This window comes from Ruminiclostridium sufflavum DSM 19573 (genome assembly GCF_003208175.1).
GTDB classification, from domain to species: domain Bacteria; phylum Bacillota; class Clostridia; order Acetivibrionales; family DSM-1351; genus Ruminiclostridium; species Ruminiclostridium sufflavum.
Genome location: NZ_QKMR01000007.1, coordinates 132,450 through 155,503 on the forward strand (window position 1 = coordinate 132,450; position 23,054 = coordinate 155,503).

At 39.9% G+C, this 23,054-nt stretch carries 14 protein-coding genes; 2 read left to right on the forward strand and 12 right to left on the reverse strand.

Annotated features, from left to right (window positions below):
- Positions 1 to 122 precede the first annotated feature (122 nt).
- From LY28_RS07820 to LY28_RS07865, 10 genes are all read right to left on the reverse strand, one after another.
- Positions 123 to 1,388: a sensor histidine kinase gene (locus LY28_RS07820; protein ID WP_110461617.1), complete on the reverse strand. Its 1,266-nt coding sequence runs from the start codon at positions 1,386 to 1,388 to the stop codon at positions 123 to 125.
- Positions 1,388 to 2,122 carry a LytR/AlgR family response regulator transcription factor gene (locus tag LY28_RS07825; RefSeq protein ID WP_110461618.1) on the reverse strand — a complete coding sequence of 245 codons (735 nt, stop codon included), beginning with the start codon at positions 2,120 to 2,122 and terminating at the stop codon, positions 1,388 to 1,390. Before LY28_RS07825 ends, LY28_RS07820 begins: the two co-directional genes overlap by 1 nt.
- A gap of 3 nt (positions 2,123 to 2,125) precedes the next feature.
- Positions 2,126 to 2,323 (reverse strand): helix-turn-helix domain-containing protein, encoded by a 198-nt coding sequence (locus tag LY28_RS07830; protein WP_110461619.1) that lies wholly within the window; start codon positions 2,321 to 2,323, stop codon positions 2,126 to 2,128.
- Positions 2,324 to 2,750: 427 nt separating this feature from the next.
- Positions 2,751 to 4,187, reverse strand: a complete 1,437-nt coding sequence (locus LY28_RS07835; RefSeq protein ID WP_110461620.1) for a GDSL-type esterase/lipase family protein — start codon at positions 4,185 to 4,187, stop codon at positions 2,751 to 2,753.
- 293 nt (positions 4,188 to 4,480) lie between these two features.
- Positions 4,481 to 9,925: a putative Ig domain-containing protein gene (locus tag LY28_RS07840; RefSeq protein WP_110461621.1), complete on the reverse strand. Its 5,445-nt coding sequence runs from the start codon at positions 9,923 to 9,925 to the stop codon at positions 4,481 to 4,483.
- A 164-nt stretch (positions 9,926 to 10,089) separates the two neighbouring features.
- Positions 10,090 to 12,435, reverse strand: coding sequence for a glycoside hydrolase family 65 protein (locus LY28_RS07845; RefSeq protein ID WP_110461622.1), 2,346 nt, complete (start codon positions 12,433 to 12,435; stop codon positions 10,090 to 10,092).
- A gap of 20 nt (positions 12,436 to 12,455) precedes the next feature.
- Complete coding sequence (gene pgmB / locus LY28_RS07850) at positions 12,456 to 13,115, reverse strand: beta-phosphoglucomutase (protein WP_110461623.1); 660 nt, start codon at positions 13,113 to 13,115, stop codon at positions 12,456 to 12,458.
- A gap of 9 nt (positions 13,116 to 13,124) precedes the next feature.
- Positions 13,125 to 13,955, reverse strand: coding sequence for a carbohydrate ABC transporter permease (locus LY28_RS07855; RefSeq protein WP_110461624.1), 831 nt, complete (start codon positions 13,953 to 13,955; stop codon positions 13,125 to 13,127).
- 27 nt (positions 13,956 to 13,982) lie between these two features.
- A complete protein-coding gene (locus tag LY28_RS07860; RefSeq protein ID WP_110461625.1) occupies positions 13,983 to 14,855 on the reverse strand; it encodes a carbohydrate ABC transporter permease in 873 nt (290 codons plus the stop codon).
- Positions 14,856 to 15,104: 249 nt separating this feature from the next.
- Positions 15,105 to 16,433, reverse strand: a complete 1,329-nt coding sequence (locus tag LY28_RS07865) for an ABC transporter substrate-binding protein (protein WP_110461626.1) — start codon at positions 16,431 to 16,433, stop codon at positions 15,105 to 15,107.
- A 335-nt stretch (positions 16,434 to 16,768) separates the two neighbouring features.
- On the opposite strand from LY28_RS07865, the gene LY28_RS07870 reads away from it, so the two are divergent.
- Together LY28_RS07870 and LY28_RS07875 are read left to right on the forward strand one after the other, a co-directional pair.
- Entirely contained in the window at positions 16,769 to 18,592 is a 1,824-nt protein-coding gene (locus LY28_RS07870; RefSeq protein ID WP_242981186.1) for a cache domain-containing sensor histidine kinase, read from the forward strand.
- A complete protein-coding gene (locus tag LY28_RS07875; protein WP_110461627.1) occupies positions 18,585 to 20,186 on the forward strand; it encodes a response regulator transcription factor in 1,602 nt (533 codons plus the stop codon). The genes LY28_RS07870 and LY28_RS07875 overlap by 8 nt, the downstream gene beginning before the upstream one ends.
- Positions 20,187 to 20,278: 92 nt before the next feature.
- Here the strand turns inward: LY28_RS07875 and LY28_RS07880 are convergent, their stop codons facing one another.
- Together LY28_RS07880 and LY28_RS07885 are read right to left on the reverse strand one after the other, a co-directional pair.
- Positions 20,279 to 21,094: a CheR family methyltransferase gene (locus LY28_RS07880; RefSeq protein ID WP_110461628.1), complete on the reverse strand. Its 816-nt coding sequence runs from the start codon at positions 21,092 to 21,094 to the stop codon at positions 20,279 to 20,281.
- A 110-nt stretch (positions 21,095 to 21,204) separates the two neighbouring features.
- On the reverse strand, positions 21,205 to 23,052 hold the full coding sequence (locus LY28_RS07885; RefSeq protein WP_110461629.1) for a methyl-accepting chemotaxis protein: 1,848 nt from the start codon (positions 23,050 to 23,052) through the stop codon (positions 21,205 to 21,207).
- Between the last annotated feature and the right edge of the window lie 2 nt (positions 23,053 to 23,054).

The window sequence follows — 23,054 nt, forward strand, 5'->3', positions numbered from 1 at the left end:
CTGCCCTGAGCGTAACATAAGAAAAAGAAAAAATGAGCCTTTCTACTTAAAAGACTCATTTTTCTACTTAATGTTCAAGGATAAGCGCAAAGTTTTCTCTTGACAAATGAAAACAGCTGTGATTAGATCAGCAGCCGCACATTAAAAACGCCGTTCTCTACCTGATAGAGAATCTCTCCGCCGTTTTCCCGCACAAAGGCGCGGACGCTCTCACCGCCCCAACCATGTCCCTCCTCCCAGACAGCGGGATAGCCGTTTTCATCCAGAAGCACCTCGCCAAAATAAGGATTCTCCACCTCTAAAATGAGCTGCCCTGTGTAGATGGCTCGGACGCAGAGGCAGTGCTCCTCTTGGGAATCAAGTTTTTCACAGGCGTGTATGGCATTTTCCATCAGGTTGGAAAGCGTCATAGACAGAGCCAGATCTGAAAATGGCAGCTTTTCGGGGATATCCAGCCTAAGATCACAACTGATTCTCCGCCCCTCGGCCAAGGCGGCATAGTAGCTTACGGCGGCATTTACAGCAATATTTTCACAATAACGCACCGGCTTTTGCGGTAAAGCGGCAATCTGCTTATGAAGCAAAGCAGATGCATTTTCCACATCGCCATTTTGCATCAGCTCCAAAAGGGTGGCATTCAGGTGACGCTGGTCATGCTGCACAACCCGCATTTGCCCTACCGCCTCATCCATAAATGCAAGGCGCTGTTTCATGGTCTCGCCGGACAGCTCCAATAAGGTTTTATCCTGCTTCAGGCGGTATTCCGCGCCCACGCTTCTGAGACCGTGAAACACCGACCCATACCCGGCCAACGTAACAAGTATGAGCCAAAGCAGCGGTACAGCCTGAACTGTAAGCGTATGCACAATATCATCAGTGTTAAACATGAGCCACGAAAAGGCCAGAAAAGCGCTGCCCGCCACATAGAAAAATACCGTCCAATGCTCCGCCACCTGGCGGTAAAGAGGCCGCAGCACCTTGCGAAACAGCAGAATAAAGGCCGCAAAAAGGAACAGCCGCAATACGGTGTTTGCATATTGCGGATATGGCAGAAACCTTGAAAAAATAAAGCTGAGTATAATCACGATAATGCTCACGTTGATCGCAGTGATGTAAGAGAACAGCCATTGCATAAAACTATCGCGAAAAAAAGGCCTTGCCGCAAAGCAAAGCAGTGTGAATAATATAACGTCTATCTTTGTAAGCAAGGTGAGGTTGCCGCTGGTATAGCAAAAAACCGCTGTTGACAGGTTCAGCGTAAATATGGTGAGCAGAACAAGATTTGTACCTTTTCGGCTGTATTTGGGCTGCAAAAGCGAGCTCAGAAGCACAACGTTTGCGGCAGCGGATACGGTGGCGCGCAAGAAGTGGGCCAAAAACATTTCCATTATTTCGCCTCCCCGCCCAGACGGTAGTTTAGGTAAGCATTGCGCACAGAGGCATACTGCTTGGCGGAAACAGGCACAAAGCCTCCGTCACGCAAATAAAAGCCCTCTCGTGACAGCTTTTCCACACGGCTCATATTGAGGGCAAAGGAGACATGGGGCGAAAGAAAACGTGCATCGTGCAGAAGCGGGGTGATATGCTCGGCAAAGCTGCAGGCAAGCGTGATGGTTTCCACCTGTTCGCCGCCGATCAGCGTATAGCGCACAGCGTGTTTTTTATACTCACAATATGCAATTTGAACTGCGGACAAAGTATGCAGTCCCACTTTGGTTTTCACGGTAACAGTAATTTCCTTGCCGAAATCCACCTTGGAAAAGGCAAGCTCCAATGCGGAAAACAAAGTCTGCTTTTCTATAGGCTTGATCAGGTAGTGCAGCGGATTGACCGCATAGGCATCCAATGCATAGCCCGGCTCAGTGGTGATGTAGACGATCTGCGCCTCCCGGCTGATACGGCGGATGCTCTGCCCCAGTTCCAGCCCGCTGACCATAGGCATGACAATATCCAGCAGGTAGAGATGAAAGCTCTCGGTTTGGGTGGCGGTCAAAAGCTCATCAGGATGAGCAAATTTTTTTATCTCTGCTTGCAATGTGCGAGCATCAAGGTATTCTAATACATATTCATTGATGATTTTCAGCTCTCTAGGCTGATCGTCACAAATTGCGATCTTCAACATACGCTACACCTCCTTATCGAACCGATTTTCGTCACTGCTTCGCATCCATATGTCAATCTCGTTTTGTTTGTATCGCCAAAACTTCCCTACTTTAACGGCAGGAAAGTTTTTTGTTTCTATCCAAAACATCAATGTCTGACGGCTGATGCTTAAATATACACATACCTCTTTTGTGGTTAACCATCTATCCTCATTTTGCATGGAAAACTCTCCTTTATGGCAGTAGATAGTATTTATTATAGTAAAAAAGAGCCTAAATTACAATTGTTTTGTCTATTCAAGTAAAATTGCGTAAACCTATTATTTTATTTTGAGTGCATTTGAAAATCTCCCGTAGGGCAAACTCTGGCGCTGGCTGATAAGCACTGCTTCCGTATATACCGGAGCCACTTGACAGAAGTACTCCCGCACAGCAGAGCAGACAATCCGCATCGTCTATCGAGATGTGGACATTATGGAAAGCGTGGAGCAGGTCACAACAGAAAAAGCAGAGAATACGCAGCAGGAAAATATCGCTTAACAGCACAAGGCGGACAGGTTTCTCCGTCCGCCTTGTATATATGAACCTCAGTTCACAATCTGTCCCTTTGAACGATAACAGAATCCTTTGAGGGGTTTATAATATTCCTTATTTTGTGAACAGGCTTAAATCTATAATCTCTGCCATTTTTTTATATCCTGCCGGACTAAGATGCAGATGATCTCCGCTATCATATGAACTTTGAAGCATCTTTTGGTTGTTCGGATCTCTGACTGCGGCATCAAAATCAATTACAGCATCAAATTGTCCGCTAGTCCTTATCCAATTGTTAACCTCTGTCCTTGCCTGTTCACCGCTTGCATATTGTGAGCTGCCAATAGGCGTGATTGTAGCTCCATATACAAGTATATTTTTTGCATGAGCCTTGTCGATAAACTGCTTGTAAGCATTTATCAGGTTTGCTGAGGCTGCGCCTGCCCCGATATCGTTAACACCCTCAAATACTATTGCATATTTGACGCCGCTTTGCTCCAATATGTCGCGGTCAAATCTTGTAAGAGCCGTGGGGCCAAGTCCTCCTGTCAATACAGCATTTCCTCCCACCCCCATATTTAGCATTGACACCTTTGAGGTTGCGGCATTATCCAATAATCTTGCTGCAAAAACATCGGTCCATCTGTTATTTGCATCCGTTGTCGAGCCTCTGCCGTCTGTAATTGAATCTCCCAGAATAGCGACAGAATCATAGGCCTCCTCCGTAAATACATCTATTCCTGTTATAATATACCAATGCTCGGTTTTTACCGCAGAAGGCATACTGGAACTGTTAACGGCGTTGCCTGACTGAATGTAAGAGGTTGTCCTTGAACCGGGGTGACCGGTCAATGCTGACGGGACATCTCCAAAATATATTGTTACAGCCACATTTGTGAGCTTATTCAAATTAAAATCAATTGTATCCGAGATAACAGTTTTACCTGCTTGAATTGTAACTGATTCCTTTCCTCCGAAGGTTAATACTTTATCTGTTCCTGCCTGTATTGAGCTTCCTCCCGCAGATACAGCCATATGCACAGAATTCATTGAAACAGCAGAGTTTCCGTATTGATTTGAGAGCCTTAATCTTAACTGGTCTCCTCCAATTGAAACCCGGACAATCTGCCGAAGAGTATTATTTGACAATCCCGGACTTGGAGGCATATTGCTTGACTCTGTCAGCTGAGGCGATGTCCCCCACGTACCAACCCATTCGTTTGAAGCTACGGGAATATCTCCTTCAGGGAGCTTATCAATAATTCCCAGCAGATATTTCTTCATAATAGCAAAATCAACTGCATCAATGGCATTATCAAGATTCAGGTCCATTGAACCATTAAAGGCCTGCCCCGGATTAATTAAATACTGCTTGAACAATGCAAAATCCAAAGCATCAATACTTCCGTCACTATTACAGTCTCCGTAAACTATCGTTCCTGCCTGTGCAGCGGAAGCCCCGGCAGCAGTAAAATTAACGGCACCGCAAACACTCAGGCAAAGGCTAAGCACAACCAATAAAGATAGTACTCTTTTCTTGAAATTGAACATTTTTCATTCCCCCATTTAATTTTTACAAAATCATTAAATAATGATACCAGCTGAAAAACAATGCTTTGTCAGCCTTCAGCTGATTAAGCTTTACTCAGGCCTCCGTTTCTATTTTATTTTTAATTGTTTAACATAAAAAGAAAAATTTACTTAATAAGTATATTATATCATATATAGAAAAACATTAAAATAAAACGCGGCTTTTGTATTATCTGACAGGCAGAAGTACATAATAAGGCAGTGCAGGGGCTCTTGATAATAGAACCCCCGCACTGCCTTATTTTCTGCTCGTATTAATTATTTTTCAGGTAAATCTTATAGAGTACAACCGCAGCCTCTGCTCTGGTCATACTTTCAGTCGGATTAAGCTTATTTCCGCTGCCTACAATAAATCCATTCTTAACCATTGCCGCAACATAATCCTCTGCGTAACCGACTACCTTTGAAGCATCTGCAAAGCCTTCAATATCCTTTTCCGTTCCTTCTGAAATATCCATACCTGCAATTTTCAGTGCCTTTACAGTTAATACCATCATATCCTGTCTGGATATTTCCCCTTTCGGGTTGAATTTATTATTACCTTCCCCGCTGGTTATTCCAAGCTGCTTTGCAATTCCGACAGCCTGATAATAATAAGCGTTGCTGCTGATATCAGAAAAATTATCGGTAATTTCCGCTTTCAGATCAAGAAGCTTAATCAGCAGTACTAAGAAGTCTGCTCTGGATATGCTCCTGCCGGGATCAAATGTAGTATCGGAGGTTCCGCTTATAATTCCCTCGGAAGCAAGCTTTTCAACGGCTTCTTCAGCCCAGCCGTGCTTGTTCATATCCTTGAAGCTCTTTTGTGTAGTTTCATCCTCTGTATCATTGCCATCAGTTTTATCATCTGTTTTTCCATCCCCAGTACCTGTCTGTCCATCTGAAGTACCACCGGAGCTGTTGTCTCCGGAACTGCCGCTCGATGCTTTCCTTATATACAGGCTTAAATCTTTGCTTACAGCAGTTTTGTCACTGTCCGTTACTGTCAGCTTAACTGAGAAGGTTCCTTTTTCTGTCGGTGTACCTGAAATTATGCCAGCTTCCGAAATTGAAAGCCCATCAGGGAGTCCTGACGCACTCCATTTATAAGGTGCTGTTCCTCCCGCTGCAATACACTCGGCAGAATATGCAGTCCCCCTCTTTCCGTTAGCAAATTCCGCTGTACTTATAGAAAGCGCTTTTTTGACTCCTTCCACTATCAGTCTATAGGCTTTGCTTGCAGCTGCATTTTTGCTGTCCGTTACTGTTACTGTCACAGTATATGTCCCTGCTTTTGCCGGTGTACCGTAAATTATGCCGTTTTCTGAAATAGCAAGTCCTTCCGGAAGTCCTGACCCACTCCATTTATAAGGCTCTGTTCCAGATTTTGCCTCTAATTCGGCTGAATAAGCTATTCCTTCCTTTCCGTTCTGCAATTCAGCTGTAATTATGGAGAGTTCCTTAACAACCTTTTCTATTGTCAGCTTGTAGGTCTCGTTTGCCGTATTCATATCGCTGTCCGTTACTGTTACTGTCACAGCATATGTTCCTGCTTTTGCCGGTGTACCGGAAATTATACCGTTTTCTGAAATAGACAGTCCTTCCGGAAGTCCTGACCCACTCCATTTATAAGGCTCTGTTCCAGATTTTGCCTCTAATTCGGCTGAATAAGCTATTCCTTCCTTTCCGTTCTGCAATTCCTGTGTGCTTACATAAAGCTGTTCAGGCAAATCTGCCAATACAATGGAAAGCTCGGTCACATTCTGGGGAACCTTCACAATACCCTTTTCGTTATCAATCGTCCCTGCGGAGGCACTCGCAATATTATTCACCATACTGGGCAGTTCAACGCTGTGTTGTACCTCTGTACCGCTATCAATTTTGGAATCCTGCAAATCAGATATAAATTTAACCAGCAGCTTGTTGCTTTTCCTTTCAATTGTGTACCCTACCCTGCCGCCTTGAAGTACAGGATAATTGCTTACACTTGAAATCACATCATTGCCTCCGTTTGCATTTGTTACCCATTCCTTCGGGATTCCGCGGCCTATGATAATATCTACATTTTTATTATCATTATATATTCTTTCAGCTATAAGCGCATCGTAAAGAACTTTAGACGCCTTTGCCTGCCCCCACATGTGCTGGCAGGAGCCTCCTCCTATATCCGCATTATCATGGCTCCACAAAGAGGTCGTCGGCTCAGTTGACGAGGAGCTGTCTCCTTTTGGGCCGATACCTTCCCACCAGCCGAACGGAGAGCTCATTGCATAATCTATAGAATATTCATATGCCTTTATTCCCATATCTCTGTACTTTTCACCGCGAAGAGCCGCACTGCCGTATCCTGCATTATAAGCACTCGAATAATATCCGTGAGGATATCCTCCGAAATTGTAAGCCCATTCTGCCGCTTCTGCATCGGGCACTTTCACTCCGGCGTCTAATGCTTCCTGCAAAAGAGGTTCCCGTCTTTGAATACCATATTCATACGTATCGTCCAGCATACTGATGTTAACACCTGCATCGCTCTGGTCTGCACCGTATAAGTACCCATCCCACTGAAAGCCTCCGAACAGGAACATCGAAGCCCAGTTTGCATCCCTTGCATCAACACATCTGTTATCATCATTCGATTGAATCATTGAGCATGGAATATAGTTTAAATTATTGCTTGTAATTATATCATTAAGCTGTGAATCAACAGCCTCCAGCAAGCTGTTATATTCCTCATCGGCCCATTGAGCCTCAGCAGAATAATAAGCCTTCCGGCCTTGGTCATTCTCTTTTATAGCCAATTCATTACATATGTATTTATAGCTTGTAAGTCCCAGAAGTGCAGAATAGTTGTCTACTGTCCACTGCCCGTTGTCGTCAATGGCATTGGTGATTTTCATAATTCCGTCATGTGCGTCACCTGTACGGTCATCGTGGATTGAGCGAGCCATTTTCTTTATAATCTCTTCAAATCTTTCTTTAATTAAATCCGAATCTCCCGTCTTGCTTAGATACATTGAGTATATCCATGGCAGCTTCCAGTTTGCATCCCAGTATAAGTTACCGTCAATCTGGCCATTTTCAATATTTATTCCGCCGGTCATCGGCACACTTTCAAGGTAACTCTTTGCATACTTAAAATCACCTGCCGTAAACAGTGCTGCTATAATACCAATCGTATCATGCGAAAACAGCCTGTCATAGCCCCTTTCACCAACATGCAGATAAGTGTTGTCCTTGACAATCATTGTATAAATATAGCCTGCCTTATATGCATTAATCAAGCTGTCACCATTATCTGCTTCCTTACTGTTAGGAAGAGCAATATCAATTATGCCTTCAAGCCTGTCATCCCAGTATGCCCTCATATCCTCATAGTTATTTTCAAATATACTGTTCTTGCCGTAATCGACAGCTTTTGCAGCTTTATAAACCGCAGTATCATCCGGAAATTCAACTTTAGGACTCACATCCAGACCATCACCTGAATGCCCTTCATTTTCAAATCTATCTGCCGCAATGGCATATTCTCTTACAATCGTTTCTCCGTTATTTATAACAAAAGAGGCTTTCCCCTCTTCATTCAGAGGAATCATCTCCTTCGTTATAACGGGCAGAAGCCTTTTTTCTCCCGAGTTGTTGGTTGCAGTCATTTTTACGTACACAACCTCAACAGGATTTCCATAGATAGTATGCTTATTTGCAAATTCTTCAATTTTATATGCTACATTATCCACCGTATATTCACTTACATAGCAGGGTAAATATCCGTCTCTGTTGTACCAGTTAATCGAAACTCCCTTATTGTCAAGATCCGCCAAACCAAACCTGATAAGAAGCTCATCCCTGCTTACAAGCTTTATAGTACCGTCTATATAAACAATAGGCGCATTTATATCCCCTTCGAAGCCTATAGAACCTGCCAGCTTGTTATGGGTATTGGTTGTATATTTGCCTGATACCTTCAGACTTGATATGGCATTCAGAATATTGTAATATGCCTGCAGCTTATCCTCCTCTGATGCGCCGGCATCCAATATCTTTGCATTTGTAACGGCATTGGTAAATGCAGCCACAGTACTTTCAGTGCAACCGGTTACAACTGCATTATCAAATTGTCCGATTAGCTGGGCAAAGTTTCCTATATCAATGCTCATAACCAGCTTGTCCTTTACAGCTTGCAGCCGGGTAACTGCGTAATTCACTTCCTCCTCTGAGGAATCAAAGTCGGATAAAACTCCTTTTGCATATATTAAGCCTTCCGACATATCATTCCATGATTCAACCGTATACAAAATACTGTTATAATTATTCATTTCAGATACAAGAGTTTCCAAAGCACTTCTGTCAATCGACAGCTTTTTAACAACTCTTAATAGTCCTGTACCCAGACCTGATTCATTCTGAAAGGTACCCGACACACTCTTGCCGAAATATTCACTTCCTGTGGTGCTGTTTTTAGCCATAACTGCCCACCTGTACTGTTCGCTTGAGGAAGGAACTTCTTGTGTTGCAGCAATTGCATACCTTGTCCCTGCCGCTATATTATAGCTGAGCTTTACTGATGTTAAGCCACTGCTTTCAACATCAGCATTGCCCACCGTTGTCTGTACCAGTGGGGAGCCTGTGGGTACTCCGCTGCTGTCTGCTGCATATAGTCCTACTATCAAGTTACTCCCACTGCTGCCTGCTTTGTTAACCCCAAACTGTACATACTCCATTTCAAAGCTTTCATCTGATGTAAAAGTCTGATACCTGTGCATCTGGTCTCCGTTTTTACCCAGCGCATACTCATTTGTTTTAGTACCGGTATAATCAACCATTACATTTGTTTCTGTTTTTACAAGAGAATTTTTTGACTGTTCAAGTACTGCTTTTATATTATTAACCTCATCCTGTACAGCATTTGGATTACCAAGAACCTCCCCTGCGGTACTCAATGCATTTTCAAAAGCTGACCATGTTTCATCTGTATAACGGCCTTTAGTCTTATTAATTAACTCATTATAAAGATTCTGCAAAAGAATCTTATCAACAAAAGCTTTATCGCCTACCGCAATGTCTGATGCTGTGCAATATCCGTATGAAGACAATGTTTCCGTTTGAATCCCCTCAACCCTTAATTCAGAATTAGCCGGCACAGTCACCTTATACCTGAATATAAGGGAAGAAGTCTCTGCCTGTATTTTCTTTGTATCCGTCAGCACATTATTCAAGTAAAACTTTATATCCGATTTTGCCTGCCAAATACCGGCAGTAAATATTACTGTTGTTTTCACATCCTTTGCCGCAACCGTAAATGTCCAGCCAACGTCGCTGCATATACCCGCGTCCCTTGTGCTAAGCGGATAAAACACTCTATATCCTGTATCATCAGCACCTGTTTCAAATCCATCCATACCATCACTCCATGAATAAGAACAATAATCTAAGTTGCTTCCGCTGTCTGATTTACCCTCATATCCCGTATTTGAAAGCTCATCGAATGTAATTGCACTCGGGGAAGTATTTTTCATAATCTGCTTACTTCCGTTAAAATGCAGCCAATCAATGTTTCCAGCCTCCGACAAATTCAAAGGATGCTCTCCATTTAACTGGTACTGTACAACAGCAAGTTGATCTGTACTATCAGCATATGTCATATTGACCGGCAGCATTGACGATAACATTACGCAAATACATATTATTATTGATACAACTTTACAGCTTGCTTTTTTAGACATTTTATTACCTCCATCATCTTTTTCACCTATTATTTCATCAACTAATGCATCAAATAAAAGAAAATCTACTGACTGAACATTCCTCCTTTATCCTGTATATTATTTCTCCTTCCAGCTAAGCCCCCTTTCAATAAATGATTCATTTACCCTTCTTTAAGATTCTTTTAATTTTTAAGCTCTATTCTTGTTTCCATACCAGCTTCGGCCAAGTACTCTTTTCCGCCTGCCACCACTTTGAAGCCGCAGGCCTTGCTGCCATTATCAGCTTGCAGCATGTCAGTACTGTCATTTATCCTTACAGTAATACAGTCTTTTGTGACTTTTACCTGAACAAGCCTGCCCTGCCAGCAAACATTATATTCAAGCTGTCTCCATGTATCCGGAAGCCACGGAGCCAGATGTATTACTCCATTTTTTATTCTGAAGCCCCCAAAGCCAAAAACCGCAGCCTGCCATGCTCCTCCTAGTGAGGCTGCATGAATGCCATGTTCTGTATTACCCTGATTGTCATCAATATCCGTATTTGCAGCTAAATCAAAATATTTTCCTGCCATTGCTGTATCCCTTATGTCTATGCCCATCAGGCAGCAAATGCTCGGGCTTAGGGAAGATATATGAGTTGTCCTCTTTTCGTAATATTCATAATTAATCCTTTTTTGCTCATACGTAAATTCATGATTAAAAAGATGCATTATCATAACTACATCCGGCTGCTTTATTAACTGATATTCCTTAAAATCCAGTTCGTTTTTAAACATATGAGGCAATATTGGCATTCCATCATGCCTGTACTCCGTTATAACGCAATCTTTAAGCTTGAAAAAATTATCGAATTGTTCTACAACACCCTCTGACTTTGAAATAGAAAGCATATTCGCTTTCTTTAGCCAGCCCTTGATTTTTTCATCGGTCAAGCCTGCCCTTGCTTTTATTTTTTCAAATTTATCCGGATATAAATCCCTAAGCTGCTCCCAGATTTCCGCAGCCGTGCATAGATTCCATCTTGCCATATAATTAGTATAAAAATTATTATCTACATGGATATGAAATTCATCAGGCCCTATAACAGCTTTTATTTCAAAGCCTTCAGTATTTGAATTATACAGCAGCCTTGATTCCCAGTATTTTGCGGTTTCCAGTATTACCTCCGCACCGCAGCTGTAATAGAAATCCTTATCACCTGTAATCCTATAATACTCATAGAAGGCAAATGCTATATCTCCGGTAACATGTATCTCCTCATCTCCTGTCCAGCACCTCGTAGGAGTCCCGTCAGGCAAAAATATTATCTCAGGGGTCACTTCCCTGCCGTCGTCAGCACTTTCCCACGGAAATTTAGCGCCTTCAAAGCCTTTTTCCAATGCATTCTGCCTTGCATCCTGAAGCCGGTTGTATCTATACAGCAGCAATTTCTTTGCAGCCTTCGCATCATTATATATATAAAACGGAAGCATGAATATTTCCGTATCCCAGAACACATGTCCCTTATACCCTTCTCCATGAAGGCCCTTGGCTCCAATATTAGTGCTCCCGTCCAGATTGGCGCCCAGCATAATAAGGCTGAATATATTAAATCGCAATGCAGCCTGTATTCTGTCATCGCCGCAAATTATTATGTCACTGACTTTCCACTTTTGCTCCATTGATGCAGCATGCTCACTCAGGTGCTGTAAAAAAGGCCTGCTTATTGCTTCATACAGAGTACAGTCACAAAGCTTCTGCTCTTTATTAAGGCTGCTTTGGGAATAAATCACCTTTTCAAATACATATTCCTTTCCCTGCTCGGCAAAGAAATCTGCTGCCTGTATAACCATATTTCCTTTTGAATCACCTTCATAAAGAACTTCCATTTTTGTATTTGTTGAGTTATGAACCGAAATATTGGATAAAAAATCCATCTCGGTATTCTTGTCCTTTGTATTTATTTTCAGTGCCGAGATTTTATTATTGATTATTGCTGCTTCTGAAACCTTATAGTGTCTCACAGCCTGATTACTCTGAGAATCAATATTAACCGTGTTCCCGTCAATAGCCGTTGCTATACGTATATCTGCCGAAAAATTAATACATTTTATACCTGCCGAAAATGCGCTTATATGCTTATTTGCTATACTTACAAGCTTTGAGGTTCTAATTTCAATTCTTTTTCCATCCTTGCCTGCCAGTTCAGAATAAGAATGTAATACAGCTTTTTTCATGTCAAGAATTCGCTTGTAGCATAAAATATCAAGCTCCTCCATGTCCAGCTTTACATTTTCAATAAAAATATCATAATTAAAAAAATCCGGACAATTAACCAGCTCAATAACCTGTGCATCCGATTTGTCATAAGCTCCCGCAATAAAGGTCCCTTTCCTGAAGAATGTTTTGCACAAATCCTTGACACCGCGTATACCTATATATCCGTTTGAAAGCGTGAACAACGTTTCATAGTGCCCGCTTTCGGAAGGCTTGTATCCATCTTCCGCAAGCAGCCAGTTTTTATCAGCAGTTTTAAAAATATTGTCCATAATATTCACCCTTCCAAGCCTTATTTAAATAATTCTTCAATAATTTTCCTGTCTTTGCTCCCACTGAAGCCGCCTACTACAATATCCGCTTTTTCAAGAATATCCCGCCTGCCTATACCTACCGCATACATCCCTGCACTCTTGGCCGCCTCAATTCCGGCTTCGGCATCCTCAAAAACAACACATTCCCTTCTTTCAGAGCCCAACCTTCCGGCGGCAGCAATAAACACTTCTGGATCAGGCTTTGCTTTTAATACACAATTTCCATCTACAATAGCATCAAAATACTCTGTCATTCCAATATTCTGTAAAATGAGCCTTGCATTTTTACTGGCAGAGCCCAGAGAGATTTTTATACCGAGACTCCTTATTTCCTTTATGAAATCAATAACTCCCGGAAGAATTTCTTTGGAACTTATATTTTTTATAAAGGCCACATACCACCCGTTCTTTTTTTCAGACAGCGTTATTTTTGTTTTTTCATCCAACCGCATACCGCCTATATCCAGAAGTATCTCCAGAGACTTCCTTCTGCTTATTCCCTTCAAGCGTTCATTGTCATGCTCTGTAAACTCGAAGCCAAGCTCATCCGCAAGGCACTTCCACGCAAGATAGTGGTATTTTGCAGTATCCACTATAACACCGTCAAGATCAAATATTGCCGTTTTGTATTCAGACATTCTTACCTCCTAACCCTTTACAGCACCTGCTGCCAAGCCGGAAACCACCTGCTCCTGCAAAATCGCATAAATAATTATACTAGGAATAACTATTATCACTGTTGCTGCAAACATAGCCCCGTAATTTGAAGCAAACTGCGTATTAAAATAGCTCAATGCCACCGGAAGTGTCCTGCTGTTGTTTCCGGAAGTAAGTATAAGAGCGAACTGGAATTCATTCCAGCAAAGCAGAAATTGCATAACTCCCGCAGTTCCGAAACCAGGCTTTGCAATCGGAAGTATAATCTGAATAAAGGTTCTCAAAAACCCTGCTCCATCCAGCTTTGCAGATTCTTCAATTTCCTTCGGGATAGTTAAAAAATAGCTTTTTAATATATAAAGGGTTACAGGCAGTCCGAAACCTATATACACCAGTATCAGGCCCTGCAGCTTATCATACAGCCCCAGCTTGTTCATAGTTACATACAGCGGATATAATACCGATGTATTTGGTATCAGAAGTGATATGGAAAATACCAGCATAAGTATGCTTTTGGCCTTAAATTCAAACCTGGCAAATACATAAGCCGCCATACCGATTATTATAAGATTCATTCCGGTGCCAAAAACCGCCACAAATATGCTGTTTATGTAAAATGTAGTCAGCGGAGCAATTTTAAACGCATTAAAATAATTACTCCAGTTTAAGGTCTCCGGAAGCTTAAACGCTGACTCCAGTATCTGTGCATTTGTCTTGAAGGAAGACATCAGCACCCAGACAATGGGTACTACTGAAATTACAACAAGTGTAATAACAAACATATATTTAATTAGTCCTACAAGAAGTTTACTTATTTTCATATTAGATACTCGCTTTCCCTAATTAGTTTATATATCAGACTGTCCAAGCTTAAATGCCTTATTAATTACAATCAGCATTACAATTCCCAGCAAAATAAGAAAAGCGCCTATTGTATTTGCATAACCATAGTTGTTTTCAAGCATTGAGGTTTTATATATATAAAGCGGTAAGTTCAGCGTTGTATTACCCGGGCCTCCGTTTGTAGTCATAAAAATAATGTCAAAGTTTTTCAGCATACTTGTCGCAGCTACAATAACACATGTTCCGATAATATTTTTCAGCAGAGGGAGCACAACATATATATTGGTTTTGAACTCACCTGCTCCGTCAATTTTAGCTGATTCCAGAATTGCTTCAGGTATTGCCGCTATTTCAGCAAGAACAAGTATGGCAACAACACCTGCAAAGGGAAGCCAGGTTATTGTAACCGTAAAAAAGGCTGAAGAATAATCCATAAACCAGTTCTGACTGAAATCCTCTACGCCCAAAGCTCTGATAATATTGTTTACGGCACCGAACTTCGGATTAAATATACTTAAATAAACCATTCCAAGAGCTGCCGAGCAAATTATATTAGGTATCATATATGCAGTTCTTGCAAACTTCCAATAAAACTCTTTTTTTGACAGTATCAATGCAAATGTAACTCCGATAAAAATATGAATAGTTGATTGCAGCAATGCCCAAATCACAGTATTTGACAATGCCTTTAAAAAATTCTTATCCGCAAATAGATTTACATAATTGCTTATTCCGGTAAATTCCAGCTTAGATGCAAGCTTCCATTCTGTGAAGGAAGAGCCGAAAAGCGTAACAACTGATGCTCCGTATATCAGGCAAAATATTAATATTGACGGCAGTAAAAATATTGCTATCCACAATCTGTTTTTCTTTTCCATTTTCCACCTCTTATAATAATTCTCCTCAATCATTTCTGATATGAGGAGAACTATTTTGCAATTTAAGTAAATAAAGTCAATTACTATCGGCTAAATAAACGATATAATCGTCCGATAGTCTGGGTTTGAGGCTGAAGCCTACTAAAGTTAAAACAAATTTAAACCCAAACTGTGTTCAAAATCAGCTTAAAAGCTTAATTCGCTTGAAAAGACGATATATCGTCGCGAAGGCTTGAACCGTAATTGACTTTAGTCAGTATTCTTGGCAGCGGTTTCATTTAATTGCTGAACTACCTGCTCAGCTGTCATTTTATTCATAGCTAATGCAGGATATAGATTTGCAAACGCATCCGTAACATTGGCATAGTCTATATTGTCCATTTCCAGATATCTGTATTTTATACTTGAATTGGCATTTATTAATTCGGCAAGTATCGGATTTTTTTCTTTAAATTCATCAGAAATATTTACTGTAGGTGATAAAGGAATAACGGAAGAAAGCTCAAGATTCTGGAGTTGAGCGGCATCCTCAGTCAAAGCCTTTACAAATTTAACTGCCGCTTCCTTGTGTGCATCATCATCTGATGTAACCATCCAGCCTTCCCTGTATGCGGTAACAATTCCGCTTTCGGGATAAGCAGCACATCCAACCTTTTTGTCAAAGCCGGCTGCCGCTTTTTCAGTATTACTGAAATCACCGATCATCCATGAGCCATTTGCAATTATCGCTGCCTTTTCACTCAGGAAGTTATTTGCTGCATCATTATACTTCGCACCAACCGCATCGCTTGTAGTATAGTCCTGAAGCATCTTTTGCATTTTTGTCAATGAATCTATAACTTCAGGTGTATTATAGTTTTTGGGATGCAAGGTGTTCATAAATGTATTTCCCGCTTCTCCATTAGTACCGATTAAGGAAGCAAGGATTAAGTTTGTTGTCCATGAATTTTCTCCTGTCATTAAGGCTAAAGGAGTGAAACCTGCTGCTTTCAGCTTGTCACAATTTGAGAACCATTCATCCCATGTTTTTGCAGGTGTGATTCCTGCTTTCTGAAACATTTCCTTATTATAAAAATATCCCACTACATCCGCTGTTTCAGTTACCGAATACATCTTTCCGTCTCTTGAATTTGCCTTAAGAGCAGCTTCAGTGACAGATGCCTTCCACTCTGGATCGGCATCCATATAAGGTGTAAAATCCAGAGCGAAACCTCCCTTGACTGCCAAATCAAAGAGACCTTGTTTTCCGTTTATAACATCGGGCAAATCTCCTGAAGACATAAGAACCTTTATCTTATCCTTGTATGCATCGTCACTTGGTATTTCTTCAACCTTTACCGTTATTTCATCACCATATTGCTTATTGAAATTTTCGAGTATAACTTTAAAAGGTGCAGCCCCCACATTAGTTCCGCACAGATATGTAGGAAATTTGAGTGTTATCGGTTCCTTCTGTACCTTACTGTCAGCAGACGCACTTGTATCTTCTGATGCAGAACCTCCTCCGCAGCCAACCAGTGCTGCTGTCATTGCAACTGCCAGCAATCCCGACAAGCCCGCCTTTAGATATTTCTTCATATTTCGTATCCTCCTTTTAAAATGATTCTTTAAAGTAGCGCTATAGTCAGATTATAAGCTTCCTCCCAATACTTGTTAATGAGGATTTTATACCTTATCTTGCAATATTTTTGTATAAAAAAAGTTTCCTTCAGTAAAATAGGAAAGCCAATATTTTTTTGTAATATTTTTACCATACTATAATTTTCTTTACATAATAACAATTTTAAAAGGTATTTTTTTAACAGTTTAGAACTATATATAATGTAGAATTATATAATTATATATCGAATAAAGATATGTTTTGTAATTTAATAAATTTATTTTATTCCTAAATAATAGAAGGAGTTTTCAAATTGAATAAATTTAAAAAATTTATTGATTTCCTTATGTTTTATAAAAGAATGCCAATAAAATATAAAATAACCTCGGCAGTAGTAGCAATAGTATTATTCCCCATGTGCCTTACAGGGTTCTATTTTTATTGGAATACCTCATCAATGCTTACCGATAGTGCTTATGATAATATGAACCAGCTTATTGAGCAAACAAGTGACAATCTTAGGGATTCATTCAGAATAATTGACAATACTCTGTTTTATTTTGCCTCAAACAGAATTATAAGATCTTGGGCGTCCGATGACCAATCATATTCCGGAAACAGCAAGTACGATTTATTTATTAAAAAAAGTGAAATTGAAGCGGAATTGAAATACAGTATGCTTTTTAATGATGCCTGGGATTCCGAACTGATTACAACAGCTTATCTTTTTATTGACAAGTCAAATTTTTGCTCGATTTCAAGGCTTGAAGGCAACATTAATATAATAAATCAGGATAATATTAAAATATATGAAACAGTAAATATCGGAACCTCTAGAAAAATGAAAATAGTTCCTCCTTCCCCAGAAAACCATGTTATATACAATGTCAGAAATATTTCAAAATTGAATACTCCGAGGCAATACTTAAAACTGATAATAGGCACTGAGGAAAAAATAATTTTTCAAAAGTACTCAAAAATTTTAGAGTTTCCTAAGTCAAGGGCTTTTATAATGGACAATGACGGGACTATTTATTCACACCCTGATAAGAGTATGCTTGGAAAAACAGTGGAAAAGGAAATACTTGATTTATACAATAGCGACCAGCAAAAGGAAGGCTTCGTCAGCCTTAATAGCGAAGCCTTTATAATGGCCTTTAAGAAAATTGATAACACTGATTTAATCTTTGTGGCAGGTATTCCCCAGAAGCAGGTGCTAGTAGGACTGTACGGAAGTATGAAAAACTACCTCTTCATCACGCTTCTTATTTTTATTATATGTATAATTTTCAGTATATTGATTTCTGTTAAGCTTAATGTATTTATCAAGCATTTATTATACTGCATAAACAGCGTGAAGAATGGCAATTATGAAATAAAAATGCCTGTATATCAAGATAAGGATTTGAATTTATTAAGCTCAACCTTTAATAGCATGACAGGAGAAATTAAATACCTGATTAATCAGGTTTATGAAAATGAGCTGCTTTTAAGGAAAACCGAGTTTAAATTCCTTCAGTCTCAAATGAACCCTCATTTTCTTTTCAACACTCTGGTAACTATAGGATGGAAAGCAAAAATGTCAGATAACCAAACCATATACAATATGGTAACGTCTCTTAGCAATCTGCTTCAGGCAAGTATATATGCCGACAGCAAAACAAAGATTCCAATACGGCAGGAACTGGAATACATAAAGTTTTATCTTTATCTCCAGGGAATACGCTTTGAGGACAGGCTAGAGTACAAAATAAATATTTGCAATGAAGAAGTTCTGAATTATCTTATTCCGAAGCTTTGCGCAGAGCCGATAGTAGAAAATGCCGTTGTACACGGCATAGAAAATAAAATCGGCAAGGGAATAGTAGAAATAAATATAAAGCAATATGATAGCTCGATATACTTCGAAATTATAGACAATGGCATCGGCTTTGAAAATCCTGTTACTTTGGAGGACTGTGAGCCTCCCGTTGACCGGCAAAAAAAGCATAACAATATCGGCTTGCGTAATACAAATAAAAGAATAAAGCTTTTATATGGCAGTCAATATGGTATCAGCATTGAAAGCGAACTGAATCAAAATACGAAAGTCACTATTCATATTCCTGTTGACAGAAGGGAGGATTTTGATGTATAAAGTTATAATCGTGGATGATGAGCCAGTTATAAGAAAGGGTATGCTGTCTTTTATAAATTGGGAAGCAATGAATTGCATTGTAGTATTTGAAGCCGGAAACGGGGCAGACACCATTGAATATTTAAGGAAAAGTTCTGCTGACATAATAATTACTGATATAAGGATGCCCGGTATTGACGGAATTGTCCTTTCCAGATATATACATGAAAATTACCCTGAGATAAAAATCATAATACTTACGGCCTATGCAGACTTTTCATATGCCCAGCAGGCTATAAGATACAATGTTATAGATTTTGTCGTAAAGACAAATCCCTTTGAAACAATTCCTGAGGCTATACGAAAAGCCCAACAGGTAATAGAGAATGAAAAGTGCAAGGAAAAAGAGCTTAAGCTCTTGGAGGACAAGATAAATTGCAGCTTTACCGAAATATGCGATAATTTCATAAAGGATATTATAAATGGCATTATAATTAATCATGACTTAATTTCCGATAAGGCTGAAGAACTTAACATTAACATAAATAATTTTTTTCTTGTAGTATATGAAATAAATAATGCCTCGGAAGATAATATCAATGCCACGCTTGAAGAACAAAACAAGTTTGTTTTTTCAATAAAAAATTTTTTATCAATGGCTTTTAAGGATTATCACCATTACACGGCAGTTATGAACAAAAATCTGCTTATCACAATCGTATCCTTTAATAATAATGCTTCTTCAAAATATATGCAGTCTCTGCTGATAACCTGCAACGAAATATTGTCAACTGCAGAAGGCTTCATGAAGTTCACCCTCAATATAGGAATAAGCAATATCCACAAATATATCTACGAGCTGTCACCGGCATATTTAGAAGCTACAGAGGCTCTTTCCGAAAGCTTTTATACCGACAACCATGTTTCAGTATATATGCAAAAGAATAGTATTCACATACGCAATAAAATCAATATTCATAAGTATGCCGATAACATTATAAACAGCATACAGAACGGAAACCATGACGATGCATTTCACCTTTTGCATGAGCTTTTCAGAGAATACAGGAAAAATAAGGAGCCTATCGAAAACGTGAAGGTTTCAAGTATGCTTATTTGTTCTCAATGCTTCAGGATTCTTGCAAATTATAATTTAAATAATAAAGAAGGCTCTGTGGCAGATGAAACAAATATTTACAGGCAGATACAATCAAGCAAATCCATAAATGGTGTAAGCAAAATTATATGCAATGTCATAAGGTCTTCTTCATTTATAATTGCCTCTAATCAAAAGCAGTATAATTATCTGGTAATACAGGTGAATGAGTATATAAATAAAAACTACAATATAAATATAAGCCTGCAGTCAATTGCAGACTATGTGCATGTCAACAGCAGCTATTTAAGCCGCCTTTATAAAAAGAAAACCGGAGAATCTATTGTTGATGCTATAAATAAGCATAGAATTGAGATATCAAAAAAGCTTTTAAAGAATACTACAAATAAAATATTTGAAATAGCTTTGTCTGTGGGAATTGAAGATCCCGCATATTTCACTCATGTATTTACAAAATATGTCGGCATGAGTCCAAAGGAGTATAAAGCGGGACTGTAAATAATTTTTGGGGGCTGAAAGCTGATAGCTTGGGTTTGAGGCTGAACCCAAGCGTTGAAGCCTTCACAAAATTCCTTAAAAGCAGTATCCGCCTACTCCTTTCTGTAAACAGCCGGCATAATATACCTGTACGGGGTTAAATCCCGGTTTAAGGATTCCGAATGCCCTATAAACAAGTAACCCCCGTATTCGGTCAATTCATACAGCTTCTCAACCAATTCATTTTTGGTCTTGCTGTCAAAATAAATCATTACATTCCTGCAAAAAATCACATGAAACTTTCGTTTAAATGGAAATACAGAATCCATTAAATTAAATTTTCTATATATTACTTCATTCCTGACCTTTTCAGTCAGTACGAAATTTTCATAATCCAGCTCCTTGAAATAATTCAGCTTCCATGATGAAGGCAGGGCTGAAATTCTCTCTCTGCTGTATACACCCTTTCTGGCTATTTCAAGTACATTGCTGGAAATATCGGTGGCTAATATTTTAGTATCCCACAGAAGCTTTTCTTTTCCAAAAAATTCGTCAATAAGCATTGCCAGAGTATAGGGCTCTTCCCCTGAGGAGCATGCAGCGCTCCATATCCGCAGGTCCTTATCCTTAATTGCAGGTGCAAGAAACGGGAGAGCTTTATCCCTGAAATAGAAAAAATGGTCTGCCTCCCGCATAAAAAAGGTATGGTTTGTAGTAATCTTATCAAGCAAAGTAACAGCAGCTTGCCCTGTTCTATCGGATAGCACATAATTCAAATAATCTGATAAGCTTTTGAATTTACCGTTTAAAAGTATATTGTTAAGTCTGCCAGCCACCATTGACTGCTTTTCAGCCTTCAAATTTATTCCGCAGCTGGCTTTTATATATTCTGCGAATTGCTTGAACTCTTTTTCAGCTATCCCTGCCATATTCTCATCTGCCTTTATAAACGAAAGTCAATTACCACCGGCTAAAGAACTGATTCTACCGGCCGATAGTCTGGGGTTGAGGCTAAAGCCTCCACCGTAACTGACTTCAATCAGTATTTCCCAAATTCCTTATCACTCAAGGCTATCCTTCTTGCACACACGGCTGATGCTTCAATATCAGCCTCTGCATCCATATTTTCATCAGGCTTATTGTTTTGACTCATTGTCTCAAGCATACGCAAAACTTCAGGATTAAGCTCTTCAGTCCCTCTATAGAAAGACCTTCTTGCTCCTTTTTTCAGCTTAAACCTTTCGACCTGCTCTTTAAGAAGCTCTGCCTGACTTGACAGCTCCTCGCTTGCAGCTGCACTCTCCTCGGAAGTTGCCGAGTTATTCTGAACTACCTGAGATATTTGCATCACTCCCTGATTAATTTGATTAATGCCTGTAGATTGCTCATTGGAGGCCACAGCAATGTTGTCCACAAGACTGGCCACCTTAGATATTCCTTCCACAATCCTGACGAGTGCACCGGCTGTTTCATTAGCAATTCTGGTGCCGTCTTCAGCTTTTTTAATAGAGCTTTCTATCATATCTGTGGTTTCTTTTGCTGCATTTGCCGAACGTGCCGCTAGATTTCGCACTTCCTCCGCAACCACCGCAAAGCCTTTCCCGTGCTGACCTGCCCTCGCCGCTTCAACTGCGGCATTCAAAGCTAATATGTTTGTTTGGAAGGCAATTTCATCAATAACCTTAATTATCTTGGAAATGCTGGCAGAAGAAGCATTAATATCCTGCATTGCCTTCAGCATCTCCTTCATCCGGGTATTTCCCTGCTCTGCATTAGCCTTGGCTGTATCAGCAAGTTCATTTGCCTGATTTGCATTCTCAGCATTCTGCTTGGTTTGAGCAGAAATTTCTTCTATTGAAGCAGTAAGCTGCTCAATAGAGCTGGCCTGCTCCGTTGCTCCCTGTGAAAGAGCAATGCTTGAGTCGGAAACCTGCTTGGCCCCCGAGGCTACCTGTTCTGATGCACTGGTAATACTGGACAACACTTCATTATTTTTCTCTACCAGCTCATAAAGCTTTTTGCCAAGCAGATCGTTTTCCGATTTAACAGCAACAGCAACAGACAAATCTCCATCAGCTATTTTACCTGCAATAATAGCCTGACTGCGGATATTTTCTATCATATCACCGAAGGACGCCGTAAGCTTGCCTATTTCGTCACTTGTGTCTGCTTTAATATTTACATTTACATCACCGAGAGCAAGCTTATCGGCTGCTTCTGCCAATTTTCTGACTGGCTTGCTTATAATACCGGATATGAATATACCAAGTGCAACGGAAATAATAATTCCGGCTATTATTACTATTATCATGATTAATGTGGCTGTATCCGCAAGCTGTGTATTATTGTCAGATCTTGCCTTGGCCTCCGAGGAATTGTATTCGAATAATGAGTCAAAGGAATTCTGCAATAAGCTTCCCGCATCGGCCATATCACCCAATATCAGGTCTATAGCCTTGTCCTTCTGCCCTGCCTGTACCAGCTCGATAACCTCCGCAGTTGAAGACTTATACTGTTCCCATTGAGGTTTCAAGCTATCAAACAGATTTCTGTCCTTATCACTTGTTATTCCATCATTGTATTTTTCCAGCAGCTCATCATTCTTTGCGGAAAAATCCTTTATATTACTAATGCAGGTATTGATATCCTCAGCATTAGTAACCATTGTCATCTTTAATAAATTAAATCTTACTCTTTGATAATAAACAGAAGCATTGCCTGTATACTGAAGCCCTAATGTGTTCTCTTCAAACATCAATTTGTCAGCCTCTACAATACTATTAATGTTAATAAGACCGATGACCCCTACCACGCCTGCAATCAATGCTACAAATAGAAAACTGACAATGAGCCTTGCAGCTATCCTTAGATTCAGAAACCATTTCATTA

Bases quoted from the DNA above. Each gene is read 5' to 3' on its own strand.
- LY28_RS07825 (WP_110461618.1), bottom strand. From the start codon at position 2,122: ATGTTGAAGATCGCAATTTGTGACGATCAGCCTAGAGAGCTGAAAATC.
- LY28_RS07840 (WP_110461621.1), bottom strand. From the start codon at position 9,925: ATGTCTAAAAAAGCAAGCTGTAAAGTTGTATCAATAATAATATGTATT.
- LY28_RS07830 (WP_110461619.1), bottom strand. From the start codon at position 2,323: ATGCAAAATGAGGATAGATGGTTAACCACAAAAGAGGTATGTGTATAT.
- LY28_RS07860 (WP_110461625.1), bottom strand. From the start codon at position 14,855: ATGGAAAAGAAAAACAGATTGTGGATAGCAATATTTTTACTGCCGTCA.
- LY28_RS07855 (WP_110461624.1), bottom strand. From the start codon at position 13,955: ATGAAAATAAGTAAACTTCTTGTAGGACTAATTAAATATATGTTTGTT.
- LY28_RS07880 (WP_110461628.1), bottom strand. From the start codon at position 21,094: ATGGCAGGGATAGCTGAAAAAGAGTTCAAGCAATTCGCAGAATATATA.
- LY28_RS07845 (WP_110461622.1), bottom strand. From the start codon at position 12,435: ATGGACAATATTTTTAAAACTGCTGATAAAAACTGGCTGCTTGCGGAA.
- pgmB (WP_110461623.1), bottom strand. From the start codon at position 13,115: ATGTCTGAATACAAAACGGCAATATTTGATCTTGACGGTGTTATAGTG.
- LY28_RS07875 (WP_110461627.1), top strand. From the start codon at position 18,585: ATGTATAAAGTTATAATCGTGGATGATGAGCCAGTTATAAGAAAGGGT.
- LY28_RS07835 (WP_110461620.1), bottom strand. From the start codon at position 4,187: ATGTTCAATTTCAAGAAAAGAGTACTATCTTTATTGGTTGTGCTTAGC.
- LY28_RS07820 (WP_110461617.1), bottom strand. From the start codon at position 1,388: ATGGAAATGTTTTTGGCCCACTTCTTGCGCGCCACCGTATCCGCTGCC.
- LY28_RS07865 (WP_110461626.1), bottom strand. From the start codon at position 16,433: ATGAAGAAATATCTAAAGGCGGGCTTGTCGGGATTGCTGGCAGTTGCA.
- LY28_RS07885 (WP_110461629.1), bottom strand. From the start codon at position 23,052: ATGAAATGGTTTCTGAATCTAAGGATAGCTGCAAGGCTCATTGTCAGT.